This window comes from Geomicrobium sp. JCM 19039 (assembly GCF_000698145.1).
Classification (GTDB): Bacteria; Bacillota; Bacilli; order Bacillales; family Marinococcaceae; genus Geomicrobium_A.
Map to the genome: position 1 here is coordinate 78,107 of NZ_BAXB01000003.1, position 14,921 is coordinate 93,027.

13 protein-coding genes, 2 pseudogenes and 1 other annotated feature (1 of these 16 cut by a window edge) are annotated in these 14,921 nt (G+C 44.6%); of the genes and pseudogenes, 10 read left to right on the forward strand and 5 right to left on the reverse strand.

The window, feature by feature from the left end; translation table 11 throughout:
• Positions 1–105: 105 nt before the first annotated feature.
• Together JCM19039_RS04535 and JCM19039_RS04540 are read right to left on the reverse strand one after the other, a co-directional pair.
• A complete protein-coding gene (locus JCM19039_RS04535) occupies positions 106–699 on the reverse strand; it encodes an RsfA family transcriptional regulator (protein WP_042424351.1) in 594 nt (197 codons plus the stop codon).
• A 102-nt stretch (positions 700–801) separates the two neighbouring features.
• On the reverse strand, positions 802–2,082 hold the full coding sequence (locus JCM19039_RS04540) for a replication-associated recombination protein A (protein ID WP_042424354.1): 1,281 nt from the start codon (positions 2,080–2,082) through the stop codon (positions 802–804).
• A gap of 199 nt (positions 2,083–2,281) precedes the next feature.
• Here JCM19039_RS04540 and cymR point away from each other — a divergent pair, with 199 nt between their 5' ends.
• From cymR to JCM19039_RS04580, 9 genes and pseudogenes are all read left to right on the forward strand, one after another.
• Positions 2,282–2,701, forward strand: coding sequence for a cysteine metabolism transcriptional regulator CymR (gene cymR, locus JCM19039_RS04545; RefSeq protein WP_042403915.1), 420 nt, complete (start codon positions 2,282–2,284; stop codon positions 2,699–2,701).
• 25 nt (positions 2,702–2,726) lie between these two features.
• A complete protein-coding gene (locus JCM19039_RS04550) occupies positions 2,727–3,887 on the forward strand; it encodes a cysteine desulfurase family protein (RefSeq protein WP_042424357.1) in 1,161 nt (386 codons plus the stop codon).
• Between the two features lie 28 nt (positions 3,888–3,915).
• Positions 3,916–4,998: pseudogene (locus JCM19039_RS27755) on the forward strand (hypothetical protein); the annotation flags it as partial.
• Complete coding sequence (locus tag JCM19039_RS04560) at positions 4,998–5,660, forward strand: tetratricopeptide repeat protein (RefSeq protein ID WP_042424360.1); 663 nt, start codon at positions 4,998–5,000, stop codon at positions 5,658–5,660. The pseudogene JCM19039_RS27755 and the gene JCM19039_RS04560, both read left to right, overlap by 1 nt.
• Positions 5,661–5,683: 23 nt before the next feature.
• A complete protein-coding gene (locus JCM19039_RS04565; protein ID WP_042424364.1) occupies positions 5,684–7,966 on the forward strand; it encodes an ATP-dependent RecD-like DNA helicase in 2,283 nt (760 codons plus the stop codon).
• Between the two features lie 99 nt (positions 7,967–8,065).
• Positions 8,066–8,254, forward strand: a complete 189-nt coding sequence (locus JCM19039_RS04570; protein ID WP_042424368.1) for a hypothetical protein — start codon at positions 8,066–8,068, stop codon at positions 8,252–8,254.
• A 77-nt stretch (positions 8,255–8,331) separates the two neighbouring features.
• Positions 8,332–8,475 (forward strand): hypothetical protein, encoded by a 144-nt coding sequence (locus tag JCM19039_RS24205; RefSeq protein ID WP_193744140.1) that lies wholly within the window; start codon positions 8,332–8,334, stop codon positions 8,473–8,475.
• Positions 8,476–8,605: 130 nt separating this feature from the next.
• Positions 8,606–8,854 (forward strand): AI-2E family transporter, encoded by a 249-nt coding sequence (locus tag JCM19039_RS27760; protein WP_373975078.1) that lies wholly within the window; start codon positions 8,606–8,608, stop codon positions 8,852–8,854.
• Positions 8,817–9,635, forward strand: a pseudogene (locus JCM19039_RS04580) (AI-2E family transporter); the annotation flags it as partial. The gene JCM19039_RS27760 and the pseudogene JCM19039_RS04580, both read left to right, overlap by 38 nt.
• Positions 9,636–9,714: 79 nt before the next feature.
• Here JCM19039_RS04580 and JCM19039_RS04585 read toward each other — a convergent pair.
• From JCM19039_RS04585 to JCM19039_RS04595, 3 genes are all read right to left on the reverse strand, one after another.
• Entirely contained in the window at positions 9,715–10,626 is a 912-nt protein-coding gene (locus JCM19039_RS04585; protein ID WP_042424374.1) for a proline dehydrogenase family protein, read from the reverse strand.
• A 62-nt stretch (positions 10,627–10,688) separates the two neighbouring features.
• Positions 10,689–12,236: an L-glutamate gamma-semialdehyde dehydrogenase gene (gene pruA, locus JCM19039_RS04590; protein WP_042424377.1), complete on the reverse strand. Its 1,548-nt coding sequence runs from the start codon at positions 12,234–12,236 to the stop codon at positions 10,689–10,691.
• A 147-nt stretch (positions 12,237–12,383) separates the two neighbouring features.
• The gene (locus tag JCM19039_RS04595) at positions 12,384–13,739 is read right to left on the reverse strand and encodes a sigma-54-dependent Fis family transcriptional regulator (RefSeq protein ID WP_152550082.1); all 1,356 of its coding nucleotides are present in this window, start codon (positions 13,737–13,739) and stop codon (positions 12,384–12,386) included.
• A 71-nt stretch (positions 13,740–13,810) separates the two neighbouring features.
• Between JCM19039_RS04595 and JCM19039_RS24210 the strand changes: the two genes are divergently transcribed.
• The gene (locus JCM19039_RS24210) at positions 13,811–13,948 is read left to right on the forward strand and encodes a hypothetical protein (protein WP_193744141.1); all 138 of its coding nucleotides are present in this window, start codon (positions 13,811–13,813) and stop codon (positions 13,946–13,948) included.
• A gap of 829 nt (positions 13,949–14,777) precedes the next feature.
• Positions 14,778–14,921 (forward strand) — a binding site (T-box leader); it runs 60 nt beyond the window's last position.

The window sequence follows — 14,921 nt, forward strand, 5'->3', positions numbered from 1 at the left end:
AGCATCCGCCTGCAGTGGAAAGCAACAACAAACTGCAATTAGGATCATGTTAAGTTCATTCTATATAATCAAAATAAAAGCCGTAGGGTAGAACCCCTACGGCTTTTAATCTGCTTTTGAAACATGTTGAAGATTGCCGTTCTCATCCATGCGAAAGCTCGATGACATGAACGAGTCACTCATTGTTTCATCAACAAACATCATATTGCGGGCACGATTAATAATGGTGAGCAAAGATTCATGTTCTTTTTCCAGCTTTTCTAATCGCGATTTTAACTGTTCATTTTCTAATTGTACTTGTTCAACGTTCGTTTTTGTATCGGCATCAATGGTTTCTTGATGCACGTAATGGCTAAGGAACTGAACGACTCGTTCCATGTTTAAGTCATCCGTGTGTACCGGTTTCTCAATCGACCTCTGAGGATGTTTTACACCGAATGTTTTTTGCACGGCTTGTGCGGCATCGTTTCGCTGAAATGCTTTTCGTTCACGCTTTGCTTCGCTAATCTTTGTTTCGTAGCGATCACGCACGACCGCATTCCAGCGGAATCCACAAGCAGCAGCGGTGCGGTTAAGTTGATCGCCAACTTCCTCAAATGCTTTTAACTGCGTACTTCCATTTTTAATATGGTGGATGACAGTATCTGCTAATAGCACATCATCCTCATGGGACCATGCATCTTGTCTCACTTTTGTCATCGGGTTACCTTCTTCCATTAAGAGATTCAATGTAGTCTTAATATGGACGAATGTATGAATCTCTATACTCCCAATGATAGAAACAAAACAAGAATTTGTGTGCTAACGGTGTTTCGTCTTCGCACGGATGTTCTGATCAGCGTCTTTAAATGCTTTCTCAAATTTACTTGAGCCTTTCAAATGCAAGTAGCGATGATCTTTTAACTTGTCCGGCAAGTATTGTTGCGCGACGAGGGCCCCTTCATAATCGTGAGGGTACAAATAACCGACGCCTCGGTCCAATTCTTTCGCTCCAGCGTAGTGAGCGTCGCGAATTTGGTCTGGTATTGGAGGAGACCCGAATTTGCGGACGTCTGCCAGTGCGGCATCAAGGGCGCGATAAGCACTGTTTGATTTCGGAGACAGACAGAGTTCAACGACAGCGTTCGCAAGCGGAATTCTTGCCTCAGGGAAACCTAAACGTTCGGATGCTTGAATCGCAGCAAGTGTGCGAGCACCGGCTTGTGGATTCGCAAGGCCGATGTCCTCGTACGCAATGACGAGTAAGCGTCGATTAATGCTGACAAGGTCTCCGGCTTCAATTAATCGTGCTAAGTAGTGAAGTGCCGCATCCGCATCGCTGCCTCGAATGGACTTTTGGAATGCTGATAACACATCATAGTGGGCATCCCCATCACGGTCATGATTGAAATTCTTCTTCTGCATGCAAATTTCGGCTACGCTCACATCAACATGGATGATCCCGTCCTCATTTTTTGGTGTAGATAGAACGGCCAACTCTAAAGCGTTCAAAGCAGAGCGTAAGTCTCCGCCTGAAGATGAAGCGATATGTCTCGCCGCATCGTCATCAAGTTTTGTTGAGATGTGACCTAACCCTCGCTCCTGATCATCGATGGCTGCTCTTAAGCTGTTTAAGATCTCGTCTTCTTGTAAAGAAAACAATTCAAAAATATGGCAACGACTGCGAATGGCTGGATTCACGGAATGATAAGGATTGGCGGTTGTAGCACCGATGACAATGAGTTTTCCACTTTCCAAGTACGGAAGCAAAAAATCTTGTTTTCCTTTATCAAGGCGATGAAACTCATCCAAAATTAATACGAGCTGACCGTAGAGCTTCGCTTCCTCGGCAGCAATTTGCAAGTCTTTTTTGGAGTGCTCGACGGCGTTGAGCAGTTTGTAGCGCAGTTCCATACTCCCCGCAAGTGCAGTCGCAAGTGATGTTTTTCCGGTCCCAGGTGGTCCGTAAAAGATCATCGGTTGAAGTGTACCTGCAGTGACCATGCGTGAGATTAGAGCTCCTTCTCCGAGAAGGTGAACTTGTCCGACCACTTCGTCAATGGTTCTTGGGCGCATGCGAAATGCGAGTGGTTCATGGTTCATTTGGGGCCTCCATTCATACACGAATGCACGTTCTGTTTCTTCAACTAGTGTAGCACACGGCCTCTTCTAAGAACAATCCAAGCAAGAGACATGTAAATCATTGATTGTCCATGCTATAATGGCAGTTACAGCAGAAAGACAAGCGTTGCTTTTTAATAAACGTTAACCTTATGAACAGGATATAAAGGTGGCTATATAAATGAAGATATCGACAAAAGGGCGCTACGGTCTCACGATTATGATGGCGCTCGCGAAGAAATACGGTGAGGGTCCGATCTCATTGAAGTCCATTGCGAAGGAAAACAACCTGTCAGAACATTATTTGGAGCAATTGATTGCGCCACTTCGAAACGCGACATTTGTGAAGAGTGTTCGAGGAGCGTACGGGGGTTACATGCTTTCAAAAGAGCCGCATGAGATTACAGCAGGAGACATTATTCGTGTGCTTGAAGGGCCGATTACCCCTGTGGAAGTCATGGAAGATGAAGAACCAGCGAAGCGTGATTTATGGGTGAAGATCCGTGACGCGATTAAAGATGTGCTAGATTCTACGACGCTTGAGGACTTGGCGAACTACGAAGAAACCGATAAACAAGAAGACTATATGTTTTATATATAATTGTGAAGAAGGAGGCGGCATTCGTATGAACGAGATCTATTTCGATCATGCCGCAACGACCCCTGTTCGTGATGAAGTTTTTGCTGAGATGAAGCCGTATTATGATGGGACGATGATTGGCAATGCGTCAAGCATCCATCGATTTGGACGTAAGGTACGTGTCGGAATTGATGAGGCGAGAAGGGTCGTTGCCGGTCAATTAAACAGTCACCGAGATGAAATCATCTTTACGAGCGGTGGAACGGAATCCAACAACCTAGCCATTCGGGGTGCAGTGCACGCACGGAAACAAACCGGCAAGCATATTGTGACATCCCAAATCGAGCATCATGCTGTGCTGCACGTTTTAGATCAACTTGAGGATGAAGGTTTTGAAGTGACACGACTCCCTGTTGACGAGCGAGGTGTTGTCACTGTCGCTGACGTCGAGAGCGCGCTTCGTCCGGATACGATTCTCGTTTCAATCATGCACGGAAATAACGAAACAGGCATGATACAGCCGATTGAAGCGATCAGCTCCCTATTGGAAAATCACGAAGCACTATTTCATACCGATGCCGTTCAATCTTTTGGAAAGATGAGCTTTGATGTACAAGCATTGGGTGTCGATTTACTAACGGGTTCTGCTCACAAGGTCAATGGACCGAAAGGAGCGGGATTTTTGTATGTTAAGAAGGGTACAAACATCCAAGCCCTTATTTATGGCGGTGAGCAAGAAAAGAAACTACGGCCGGGCACAGAGAACGCAGCTGCAATTGCTGGTTTGAAAAAGGCTGTACAACTTCTTGGTCAAGATGGTGAACGAAATGCCGATCACAGTCGGGAATTGAAAGAAAAGCTTTTAGAAGAACTTAGAAATAGAGACGTTCCATTTGAGATCAATGGGGCACTTACGGATAGTCTGCCTCATATCATCAACATCAGTTTTCCCGGTTCACTTACCGAACCGATGCTCGCACAACTCGATATGGCCGGCATAGCGGTTAGCAGCGGGTCTGCATGTACGGCGGGTAGCTTTCAACCGTCCCATGTACTTGAAGCGATGTATGGCTCTGATGATGAGCGCGTAAAGAATTCTTTAAGATTTAGCTTTGGATATGGAAATGATGAACAACAAGTCATACATTCGGCAAAGCAACTTGAGCAGATTAGTCGATTAATACGAGAGAAACGAACTGAGGTGTAGATCATGAATGTAGATAATAAAAATATTCGTGTCGTCGTCGGCATGTCCGGAGGTGTGGATTCATCGGTGACGGCGGCGTTGCTAAAAGAAGAAGGCTATGAGTCGTAGGCGTGTTTATGAAGAACTGGGACGAAGAGGATGAGTTTGGTGTTTGTACAGCTACCGTCGATTATGAAGACGTCGCTCGGGTGGCCGATCAGTTGGACATTCCCTATTACTCGGTGAACTTTGAAAAAGAGTATTGGGATAAAGTGTTCCAATACTTTTTGGACGAGCACATGAAAGGGAGAACGCCTAATCCTGACGTCATGTGTAACAAAGAAATTAAATTTAAAGCATTTCTCGACCACGCTATGCTTTTAGGTGCGGACTACGTGGCAACCGGGCACTATGCGAGAGTTCATCGATTTGAGGACGGTTCAGTGAACATGCTTCGCGGCGTGGACAACAACAAAGATCAGACGTATTTTCTTAGTCAGCTGAGCGAAGAGCAATTGCAAAAAGTGATGTTCCACTCGGGGAATTTGAGAAGAGTGAAGTACGTAAAATGGCAGAGGAACGTGGGTTAGCAACAGCTGGGAAAAAAGATAGTACTGGCATCTGTTTCATTGGTGAACGTGACTTCAAATCGTTTTTGCAAACGTATTTGCCTGCGCAACCCGGAGCGATGAAAACGCCAGATGGTGAAAAGAAAGGTGAGCATGAAGGGCTCATGTATTACACGTTGGGCCAACGTCAAGGTCTTGGCATTGGAGGTTCTGGAGAACCTTGGTTTGTCGTTGATAAAGATTTGGAGAACAATGTGCTTGTCGTAGGCCAAGGCTCAGCCCACCCACGGTTATTAAGCGCAGGTCTATATGGTAGTGAACTGAACTGGATCAGTAACGAAACCCCAACGGCCGCTGTTCGTCTAAAGGCAAAGTTTCGGTATCGTCAACCGGACCAAGACGTCATTTTGCACGTTCAAGAAGATCAAACATTTTATGTGGAGTTTATTGAGCAGCAACGAGCAGTCACTCCAGGCCAAGCCGTCGTATTTTATGATGGGGATGTATGTTTAGGTGGAGGCATCATTGATGACATTGTACGTTCAAAGAAAGATGGGATTGCATGAAACCATCCGCTTATACGCTGGCGACCGAACAAATGAACGCAGGTCTTGATGAGTTGGCGCTTCAAAACTTTCATCTGGCGCTAGAAGAAGAACCAGATCGCCATGCTGATATATACACGAATCTGGGCACACTGCTATTGGCTTCAGGAGAAGAAGATGAAGCTTTGGCATGTTATCAACGAGCCATTCAGTTAGACGAACGTCAAGCGTCTGCTTATTATGGAGCAGGAAATGTTTGCTACCATATTGAAAAATACCCAGAGGCGTTGCGCTTTTACCAAGAAGCACAGCGTCTTGGCATGGGGAATGACCAGAGCTTACACTTTATGATGGGCATTTGTTTTTATAACCAACAACAATTTGCACGGGCGTTAGCGAGTTTGAAGACGGCTGTTGAGTTAAATGAAAACGATGCCGATGCTCACTTTTACTTCGGGCTCGTGTTGGCCCAGTTGCACATGATCGAGGAAGCCATCGTGCAATTCTCGGGTACGATAGCCATTAACTCGAGCCATGCCGATGCCTATTACAATCTTGGAGTTGCATACGCACATAAAGGTGAGCATGAGCGAGCCGAGCGCTATTACGAAGAAGCGTTGCAAATACAACCCGATCATTTACTCGCAGGCCATGGGTTGAAACAAAATAAAGAACAATGAAGTGAAGGAATGGGGGGGAACGTATGACGGAAAAAGACGAGCGGCCGTTTGTTACTGGAGAAGTGACACAATTGATCTTTCGCAATGAAGAAAATGGATATACGGTGATGATCGTTGATGTTTCAGAAGCGAGCCGGAACACAAGCGAACAAACGTTAACCGTGCTCGGACATTTTCCTACGTCCCCTGAAGGAGAGCACCTCACATTTCATGGCACGTTTAAAGAGCACCCAAAGTATGGACAACAATTCCAATCTAAATCCTTTGAGAAGCATATGCCAAAAGGGGGAGCGGCGCTTGTTCAATACCTTTCCAGTGACCGCTTTCCGTCTATTGGCCGCAAAACGGCGTCACAAATCGTAGAAACGTTAGGTGACGAGGCGCTAGATCAAATGATTCAAGATCCGACCTGCTTACAAAAAGTTCCGGGTTTAAAACGTGAACAACGCAAAGTGCTCGAAGAACAGTTAGCGTCAGAACAAGAGTCAGCGATGTTTATGAGTAAACTCATGACGTATGGTTTTGGGATGGAGCTCGCGACAAAAATCGTCCAACAATACGGTGGGGACACACTTCGAATTGTTGAGCAAAAACCGTATCAGCTTGTGAATGACATTGAAGGCATCGGCTTTCAAAAAGCCGATGAACTGGGTATGAACCTTGGCATTGAAGCGTTAGATACAGAGAGGTTGAAAGCGGGGCTTATACACGCCCTTGAAGCGACAAGCCATACTGTCGGACACGTCTACTTGCCAGAAGAAGTATGGATTGAGGAAGCGAAAACAATATTAAATTATCGTTCTCCATTTGCTGAAACTCATCACCTTGAAGAGAGTATTGTTCACCTAGCTGAAGACGGTGTAGCTGCTGTTGATGAGAACCGCTGTTACCTGCCGTCTTTATATTTCGCTGAAAAAGGCTTGTCCACTAATATTGAACGCCTAAGTGTTCGTGATGATATCGAGACGTTTTCTGAAGATCTGTTTCTACAAGAGCTTGGCAAGATGGAAGAGACGTATGCAATTTCTTATGCGGAACAACAAAAAGAAGCGGTCAAGATGGCGCTCTCCTCGCCAATCATGATTCTTACAGGTGGACCTGGGACAGGTAAGACGACAGTGATCCGGGCCATTGTCGAGATGTTTAGTCGACTCCGTGGTTGGAGTGAACGAACAGACAAAAAGTCTCCCGTCTTATTGGCAGCACCAACGGGAAGAGCAGCAAAACGCATGAGCGAAACGACAGAAAGGCCGGCCTATACAATTCACCGGTGGATTGGCTGGCGGGGGGATGAAGAGGAGTTTACAGAACGTGACGAAGATTCACCGCTTAAAGGTGAACTGCTTATCGTTGATGAAGCATCGATGATTGATTTGTGGCTCGCCAATCAACTGTTTAAAGCCATTCCTGCAAACATGCAAGTGATCATCGTTGGTGATGAAGATCAGTTGCCGTCTGTAGGTCCAGGGCAAGTACTTAGTGATTTGTTACGTTCAAATAAAATTCCAGCTGTTCGTTTATCCCTCGTTTATCGACAAGCGGAAGGATCTTCAATTACGAACCTTGCTCATACGATGAAAGAGGGGAGATTGCCAGCCGATTTTAAGACACCGCTCGCTGATCGTGCGTTTTTTCCAGGTCAGGCTGCGACAGTCCTTCCCCTCGTTGAACAAGTGTGTCGTAAAGCGCTGGAAAGGGGATACTCCCCTCTAGATTTGCAAGTCCTCGTGCCGATGTATCGAGGTGAAGCAGGAATAAATGCGTTAAATGAACGTCTACAAGCGTTATTTAACCCACCAAAACCTCGGAAATCATCGATGGATTATGGAGACCAAACGTATCGAGTAGGAGACATCGTTTTGCAGCTCGTCAATAACCCAGAAGAAAATGTTTACAACGGTGACCGTGGAGAGATTGTAGCCATCCGGCGCGCGAAAGACACCGATAACAAAAAAGATCAAGTCATTATTCGTTTTGATCAATTAGAAGTGGCTTATGAGCGTCAAGATTTAAAGCAAATTATGCTTGCGTATTGCTCCTCAATCCATAAAGCACAAGGTAGTGAATTTCCGATCGTGATCGTGCCACTGACGATGGGGTATCGGAGAATGTTAAAAAGGAACCTTTTGTATACAGCAATTACTCGTGCGCGAGACTATTTGATTATGGTAGGTGAAGAGCGGGCTTTCGTGTATGCAGTCGAAAACAATGACAGACAATCCCGATACTCCAATCTGCCATCGCGACTCTCCCACCTCGAGGAAGCAACTGCCAATCATAAAAGTGAGACGAAAAGCGGAAACTAAAAATCCCGGTAGCGATGTTTACAATTGCCTTACTTTGACCATTCTTGTAAAACAAGTTGTTTTACGAGGAGGTCACTTCCTTTGCATTGCCCGAATTGCATGTGGAAAAATATAGGTAAAATCGGTACAAATCAATATTATTGTTGGAAGTGTTGTATTGAACTCGTTGTTCAAGATGAGACACTTTCTGTCTATCAAGTTGAAGAGGACGGTTCACTAAGCTCGTTAGATGACGTATTCTCTGTAGATGAAAGAAGTCGATGTCTTGAGGAACATTCAAACAGCTAAAGTATAGGCGTTATCTCATTAGCTTCCGGTAGTTTTAATAAATGGAGGTCGGCGTTCATGAATAAGAGTCATCATCATTGCTCGTGGCAGGAATTGGGACCGTAGGTGCAGCGATTTATATGATGAATACCCACGACCGGAGTCATAAGCGTTGGATGCAAAAGATGAAAAAGAACAAGCATGTGAAATCTTTGCGCAAAGCGTATCGTAACGCATTTTAAAAAGAAAAGACACAAACCATGCGGTTTGTGTCTTTTTTGTATAAACCATGGGGTTTCGTTCATCCTAATGCATTGAAGGGGTGAGCGAATGGACAGTGAAAAGAAGTGGCTTTACCGAGCTTTAGTCGCAATGATCTGTGTCGCATTCGTATACATCGTGTATCTACTCACCCCCGTTTGGAAGCCTGTAATTGTAAGCATCATCAAGGTTGCGATTCCATTTATCATAGCAGGTTTATTTGCGTATTTGCTACATCCTGTAATTGATTTTTTAGAACGAAAGGGCACCCCGAGAGTGCTTTCGGTGCTTATCATATACACCTTTTTTTTTCGGGGGTGGCGCTTGGTTACTCATCGCAACCGGTCCGGTTATTTTTAGGGAAGCAAAAGAATTTGTTGAACAATTGCCAGCCTGGATGCAGCATGTTGAAAGTGGGATCGGTTCGTTTCACCGACAAGTTGATCAGCTGCCGCCACTTCTTCACAACCAAGTTGAAAACAGTGTAGAACGATTGGAAGCGGAAGGGGCGAGTTTCGTAGAAGGATTATTTGACCGCTGGCGCTTAATCCTGGAAGGCATTGCTTTCTTGTTTTTACTACCCTTTGCTACATTTTACATACTAAAAGACCTTCGAATATTTGAGAAAGCGGCTGTTTTTCTTATTCCTAAACGGTTCCGGGAAACGGGTGTAATGATCGTCGGTGCAGCGGACCATGCTTTTGGTAGCTATATTCGTGGCCAGTTGCTCGTCTCCGTTTGCGTAGGGGTTTTATCAATTATAGGTCTGTGGCTTGTCGGTGTGCCATACCCGATTGTGCTAGGATTGTTTTTAGGGATGATGGACTTAATTCCTTATTTTGGCCCCATTTTAGGTGCCGTTCCTGCCCTTGTCATCGCGTTTACGATATCGTGGCAAACGACACTTTTTACCCTCGTTGTCATTTTAGTGATTCAACAGATTGAAGGGAATGTGCTGTCGCCTTTTATCGTTGGAAAGAGTGTTCACCTGCATCCGTTAATGATTTTGTTTGCACTTCTCATTGGCTATGAGTTCGCAGGAATCATTGGCTTGTTACTTTCGGTGCCGTTATTTGTCATCGGCTCACACGTGATACACGTGCTTCGGGAGGAGAGGAAAGTCGGGAGTTCGGAAAGCTAACCGATCGTCTGTGTCGAGTCGAAAGAAACGAAAAAGGAACTCACTGACTACTCAGAAGTTCCTTTTGACCGTTTGGCTATTATTTTGAAAGCAGACCTCTCATGGCAAAGGCAAGGTTTTGTGGGCGCTCTGCCAATCTTCTCATGAAGTAGCCATACCAGTCTTTTCCGTAAGGGACATACGTCCGGACTTGATACCCTTCTTCAACGAGTGAAAGTTGCAAGTCATTTCGAAAACCGTAAAGCATTTGAAATTCAAACTGCTCACGAGGAATGCTTTGCTCTTCGGCATATGCTTTAACATGTTCGATAATGTGATGGTCGTGAGTCGCAATCGCCGTATGCCCCCCGTTGTTGAGGTGGGTTTTTATCATATCAAGCATCTGTTTATCGATCGCTTGCTTCTCTTGGAGGGCAACATCTGCACTCTCTTTGTAAGCACCTTTAACGAAGCGTAGCTTCATCCCTTTAAGACGATCGGTATCTTCGACGCCTGTTTTAATATACGCTTGCAACACCGTTCCGATGTTATCAAATGATGTACGCAGTTCCTCGATGATTCGAATCGTTTGCTCGTAGTGCAAATAATCTTCCATATCAATGTTCACGATCGATCCGTGTTCTTTAGCTTTTTCTAGCAATTGTTTTATGTGGGATTTACAAAGATCCTCATCAACATCAAGTCCTAATTTTGTCAATTTTACTGACAAATAGCAATCAATCTCATGCTCATGTAAAAAGTCTAATGCTGCCATGCTGGATTCAAAAGCTTCAATGGCTTCAGACTCTTCAAACACAAATTCACCGAGATGGTCCAACGTAATTGAACGGTTGCTTTCATTCAATTCTTGCAATCGAGCGTGGGCATCTTCTAGGGTGAGACCAGCGACAACTTTGGAGGCACCAAGTTTAAGGCCCCAACGTTTGGCATTTTTATTGAGCAATTTGTTTTTCGATAAGTATAAGAAGAAGTCGCGGTTAAGTTTTTGCATACGTATACCCCTTTTTACTAGAGAGAGGCTCATCGTTTGACGATGAGCCTTGTGCTCTCCAATTAGAATTGATCACATACAGTTTTTGGCTCCATGAAATGGAGGATGTATCCTGGTCCGCCTGCTTTCGTATCCGTCCCTGACATTTTGAAACCGCCAAATGGCTGATACCCTACAATCGCAGCTGTACAGCCACGGTTGAAGTAAAGGTTACCGACGTGGAATTCATGACGTGCTTTCTCCAGGTGATCGCGGTTGTCAGAAATGATCGCTCCAGTTAGGCCGTAATCAGTATTGTTCGCAATGTCAATAAGTTCATCAATCGATGAGCCTTTTGAAAATGCGACGACAGGTCCAAAAATCTCTTCTTGCATAATGCGTGCATTCGGATCTGCATCTTTAAAGATTGTCGGCTTAATGAAATATCCTTTTTCTTTGTCGCCTGTACCACCAGTGACGAGGGAAGCTTCTTGTTTCCCAATTTCGATGTAGTCTAAGATCTTATCAAACGCGGACTCTTCGCAGACCGGCCCCATGTATGTGCTTGCATGTTGAGGTGCATCAACGGTTATTTCTTCAGTGAGTACTTTTACGCGCTCAATAACTTCATCATATACATCGGCATGCGCAACGACACGCGAACAAGCTGAACATTTTTGCCCACTGAAACCAAACGCAGATTGTACAATCGACTCGGCAGCGATGTCTAAATTCGCTTCACGATCAACGATGATCGTGTCTTTTCCACCCATTTCAATCGCCGTTTTCTTGAGGAAGTTTTGGCCGGGTTGAATTTTAGCAGCTTTCTCAAAAATACTCGTTCCGACTTCTTTAGATCCGGTAAAATTAATGAAACGAGTCTTCGGATGCTCAACGAGATAATCGCCAATTTCACTTCCGCTACCTGGGATGAAGTTGACGACACCGGCAGGCATGCCGGCTTCTTCTAGCACTTCCATAAATTTGTACGTAGTAACTGGCGTCAAGCTCGCTGGTTTCAATAGAATTGTATTCCCTGCAACCATTGGTCCTACAGTCGTTCCAGCCATGATCGCGAATGGTAAGTTCCAAGGTGAAACCGTTACACCGACGCCAAGTGGCAAGTACGTAAATTGGTTATGTTCAATCGGGCGGCTGTTAATTGGCGCGCCGTCTTTGTGTTCAATCATTTGACGAGCATAATACTCTAAAAAGTCAATCGCTTCAGCGGAATCGGCATCCGCTTCTTTCCAAGGTTTACCGATTTCATAAACCATCCAAGCAGAGAATTCGTGCTTACGACGACGAGAAATTGCTGCGGCACGGAACAACACATTCGCACGTGCTTCAGGTGTCCAACGGCTCCATGTTTTAAACGCTTCTTGTGCTTTTTCCATCGCTTGTTCAGCTAGATCTTTAGAAGCTTTGGATACCGTACCGATAATTTCGCTATGGTCAGCAGGATTAATTGAAGTGATCTTTTCATTTGTCGTAATGCGCTCGCCACCAATAATGAGTGGGTATTCTTTCCCGAGCTCACCTTTGACGTAACGAATCGCTTCCTCAATTGCAGCTTTATTTTCTTCTTCTTGAAAATTCGTGAATGGTTCATGTGTGTATGGAACGACCATTGTATCACTCCTCTAATGTAATTGCGTTCGCTTACTTTTAAATGCAAGAACTGTGCCAATCTTTAAAAACAGGAGATGAGGCATTTTTTTCGCGAAATTGTATGATGGACGCAAAAATATTTGCGATTTATCGAATAAAATTTTGCGTCAGCGGGCGTGGTGTTTCGATAATTTGTATTGTAAGTTTTGTCGGCTCATGCCTAGTTTGGCTGCAGCTTTAGTGATGTTGTGAGCCGATTCGTCCATCGCTTTTGCAATAAACTGTTTCTCAATGAGCGCGAGCCTTTGTTGTAATGTTTCATCACCGTCGAGCTCGGATATGACTGTCGGTATTTTTGGTTTTTGGTTTTGAAAGTGAGTAGGTAAATGGGAGGGGAGAAGTTCGTGCTCACCATTTACGACATTTAATGCCCCTTCAATAACGTGTTCGAGCTCTCGGACATTCCCTGGCCAATGGTACGCAGCTAGTGCTTCTTCAGCGGCAGGTGACAATTGATCGGTTCGAACATTAAATTGTTTGGAGAAGCGAGCGAGAAAGAAGTTCGCTAGTGTAAGGATGTCGTTGGCGCGCACATGCAATGCTGGAATAAACAAGCTTACGACGCTTAACCGGTAGTATAAATCTTTTCGGAGTCGCTCATCGGCAATCGCGTCAATCGGGTCTTCATTCATCGTACTAATGAGGCGCACGTTAATTTTTCGCTCTTTGCTTTCCCCGATTCTCATCACCTTTTGTTCTTGGATTACCCGGAGAAGCTTCGGTTGCAAATGTAGAGGTAAAGAATTAATTTCATCAAGGAGGAGCGTTCCGCCATTTGCTTGTTCAAACAAGCCGGGTCGGTCAATCGCGCCGGTGAACGCCCCTTTGCTCGTGCCAAATAAAATGCCTTCGATTAACCCGTCAGGAAGAGCGGCGCAGTTTTGTGCGATGAAGCGTTGGTCACTTCGATCACTCGCGCTATGAATACTTTGAGCAAACAATTCCTTGCCCGTCCCGGTTTCCCCAATGATCAAAACGTTTGATGACGTGCGTGCCGAACGTCTCGCTTGGTCAATGACGTGCACGAACGACTCGGAGTCGCCGATTAAGTCATCAAAAATGTACAGTCTGGAATCTTTCTTTTGATGTTGGTCTCGGAGCATCTTCTCCATACGCGTGATGTCCGTCGCGATTTCAACCGCACCGATCGTGATTGCACCGTCTTTTAATGGGTATACGTGATTCACAGTTGTAATTTCATTTCCATGAGAATTAAAGTACGTCTGTTTTTGGTTTTTTGTCCGCTCTCCATTGTTTAGCGCACGAAGGAGGCGACTTTCTTGCTCATTTTTAAATTGAAACACATCCATTAATGAGCGGCCAGAAAAGTCTGCAATCGTCATCGACTCAATATCGCGCATTTTCGCATTATAAACAATCGGCTCAGCATGCGTATTAATAATCCGGATGCCGATGTCGAGCTTTTCAAATACTTGTTCATAGAGGGAAATGTAGTTTTGCATTAGGTTCTCACTCTCTTTTTTTACATTCAGTATAGCAAATTTTGCACAAGTGAGTGTGGGAGCAAAATAATTTGCTCTCTTGTTTACGGAAGCTCGTTGAGCCTCATCTGCTCATTTTGAAATTGAATCGTGTCGACTCCTTTTACATCGGCTTTGTCCATGCCGATGACAAACGAAACCTAGAAGAGCGGGCAACGAGTAACGGATGAAAAAAGACAAGGGTTCGGGTGCTCGGTTCATATGTTCATCTCTGTTCATGATTTTGAGATCGTAGTGATTTGCCACGTGGCCAATCAATGAACGAACAAGATGATGTGGACGATCGTGTAGGAAATGAGCAGCGGCTCGTGAAGCTAGTTTGGTGAAATCTCCACATAGATTTTTAGTGTATCGGGTGAAAATTCGAACTATAGATACTCGATATCTTTCCATAGAAACACCCATGATACGATTTCAGTCGGATGCGCGATCAAATTTGAGGAAATCTACCCATAGCACATCACGCTCAATTCAAATCCAACATAAATGGTCTTGTTGCCGAGTAAAGTGGCTAAGTGTGCGACGTAAACTGGGCTATATGAGGGAGACAATAAAAAAGGGATGTTGGAAATAAACTGTCGTTCATTATTTGTAGTGGGCTCGATTTGCTTCCATAAACGCTTGTTTGGAAGGAGACGTCCATCGATTGGAATCAAAATGACGTCAAAACGCGCATAGGCAGGTAATTCTGTTTCCAATCAAGGCTCTTTTGGGAAAAGCTTAATAAAAAAACGTTTTTAGCTACCTAAAGAGTCCATAGAGAACGTCGTCCAGTTTTCCGACTGACTTAGCACACGTCACATTAAGGAAATCAAACGTTCACCATATCTACCTAAACAAATCAAGTGATGACGACGAAAAAAGCTTCATAATCATTCATTTTGTTATCCAATTACCTCATGAATCATCTTCTAAACGTGCCATTTTTGATCAATCAACCCCTTCAAGCGTCGCTGCCCTTGACATGAGGGGGAATTCGTTAAAAATAGGATCATATATGAGAACATGTCGACGGAACAAGTAAATTCATTATCTTTTCACAGAGATCCTTTCCACGGCTGAAAGAAGGGGATGGGTAATGGATTGAAAGCTACTCCTGAGTGCAAGTAAACCTTGCCGCCTTGCAGCGTTAAAAGCATTCGA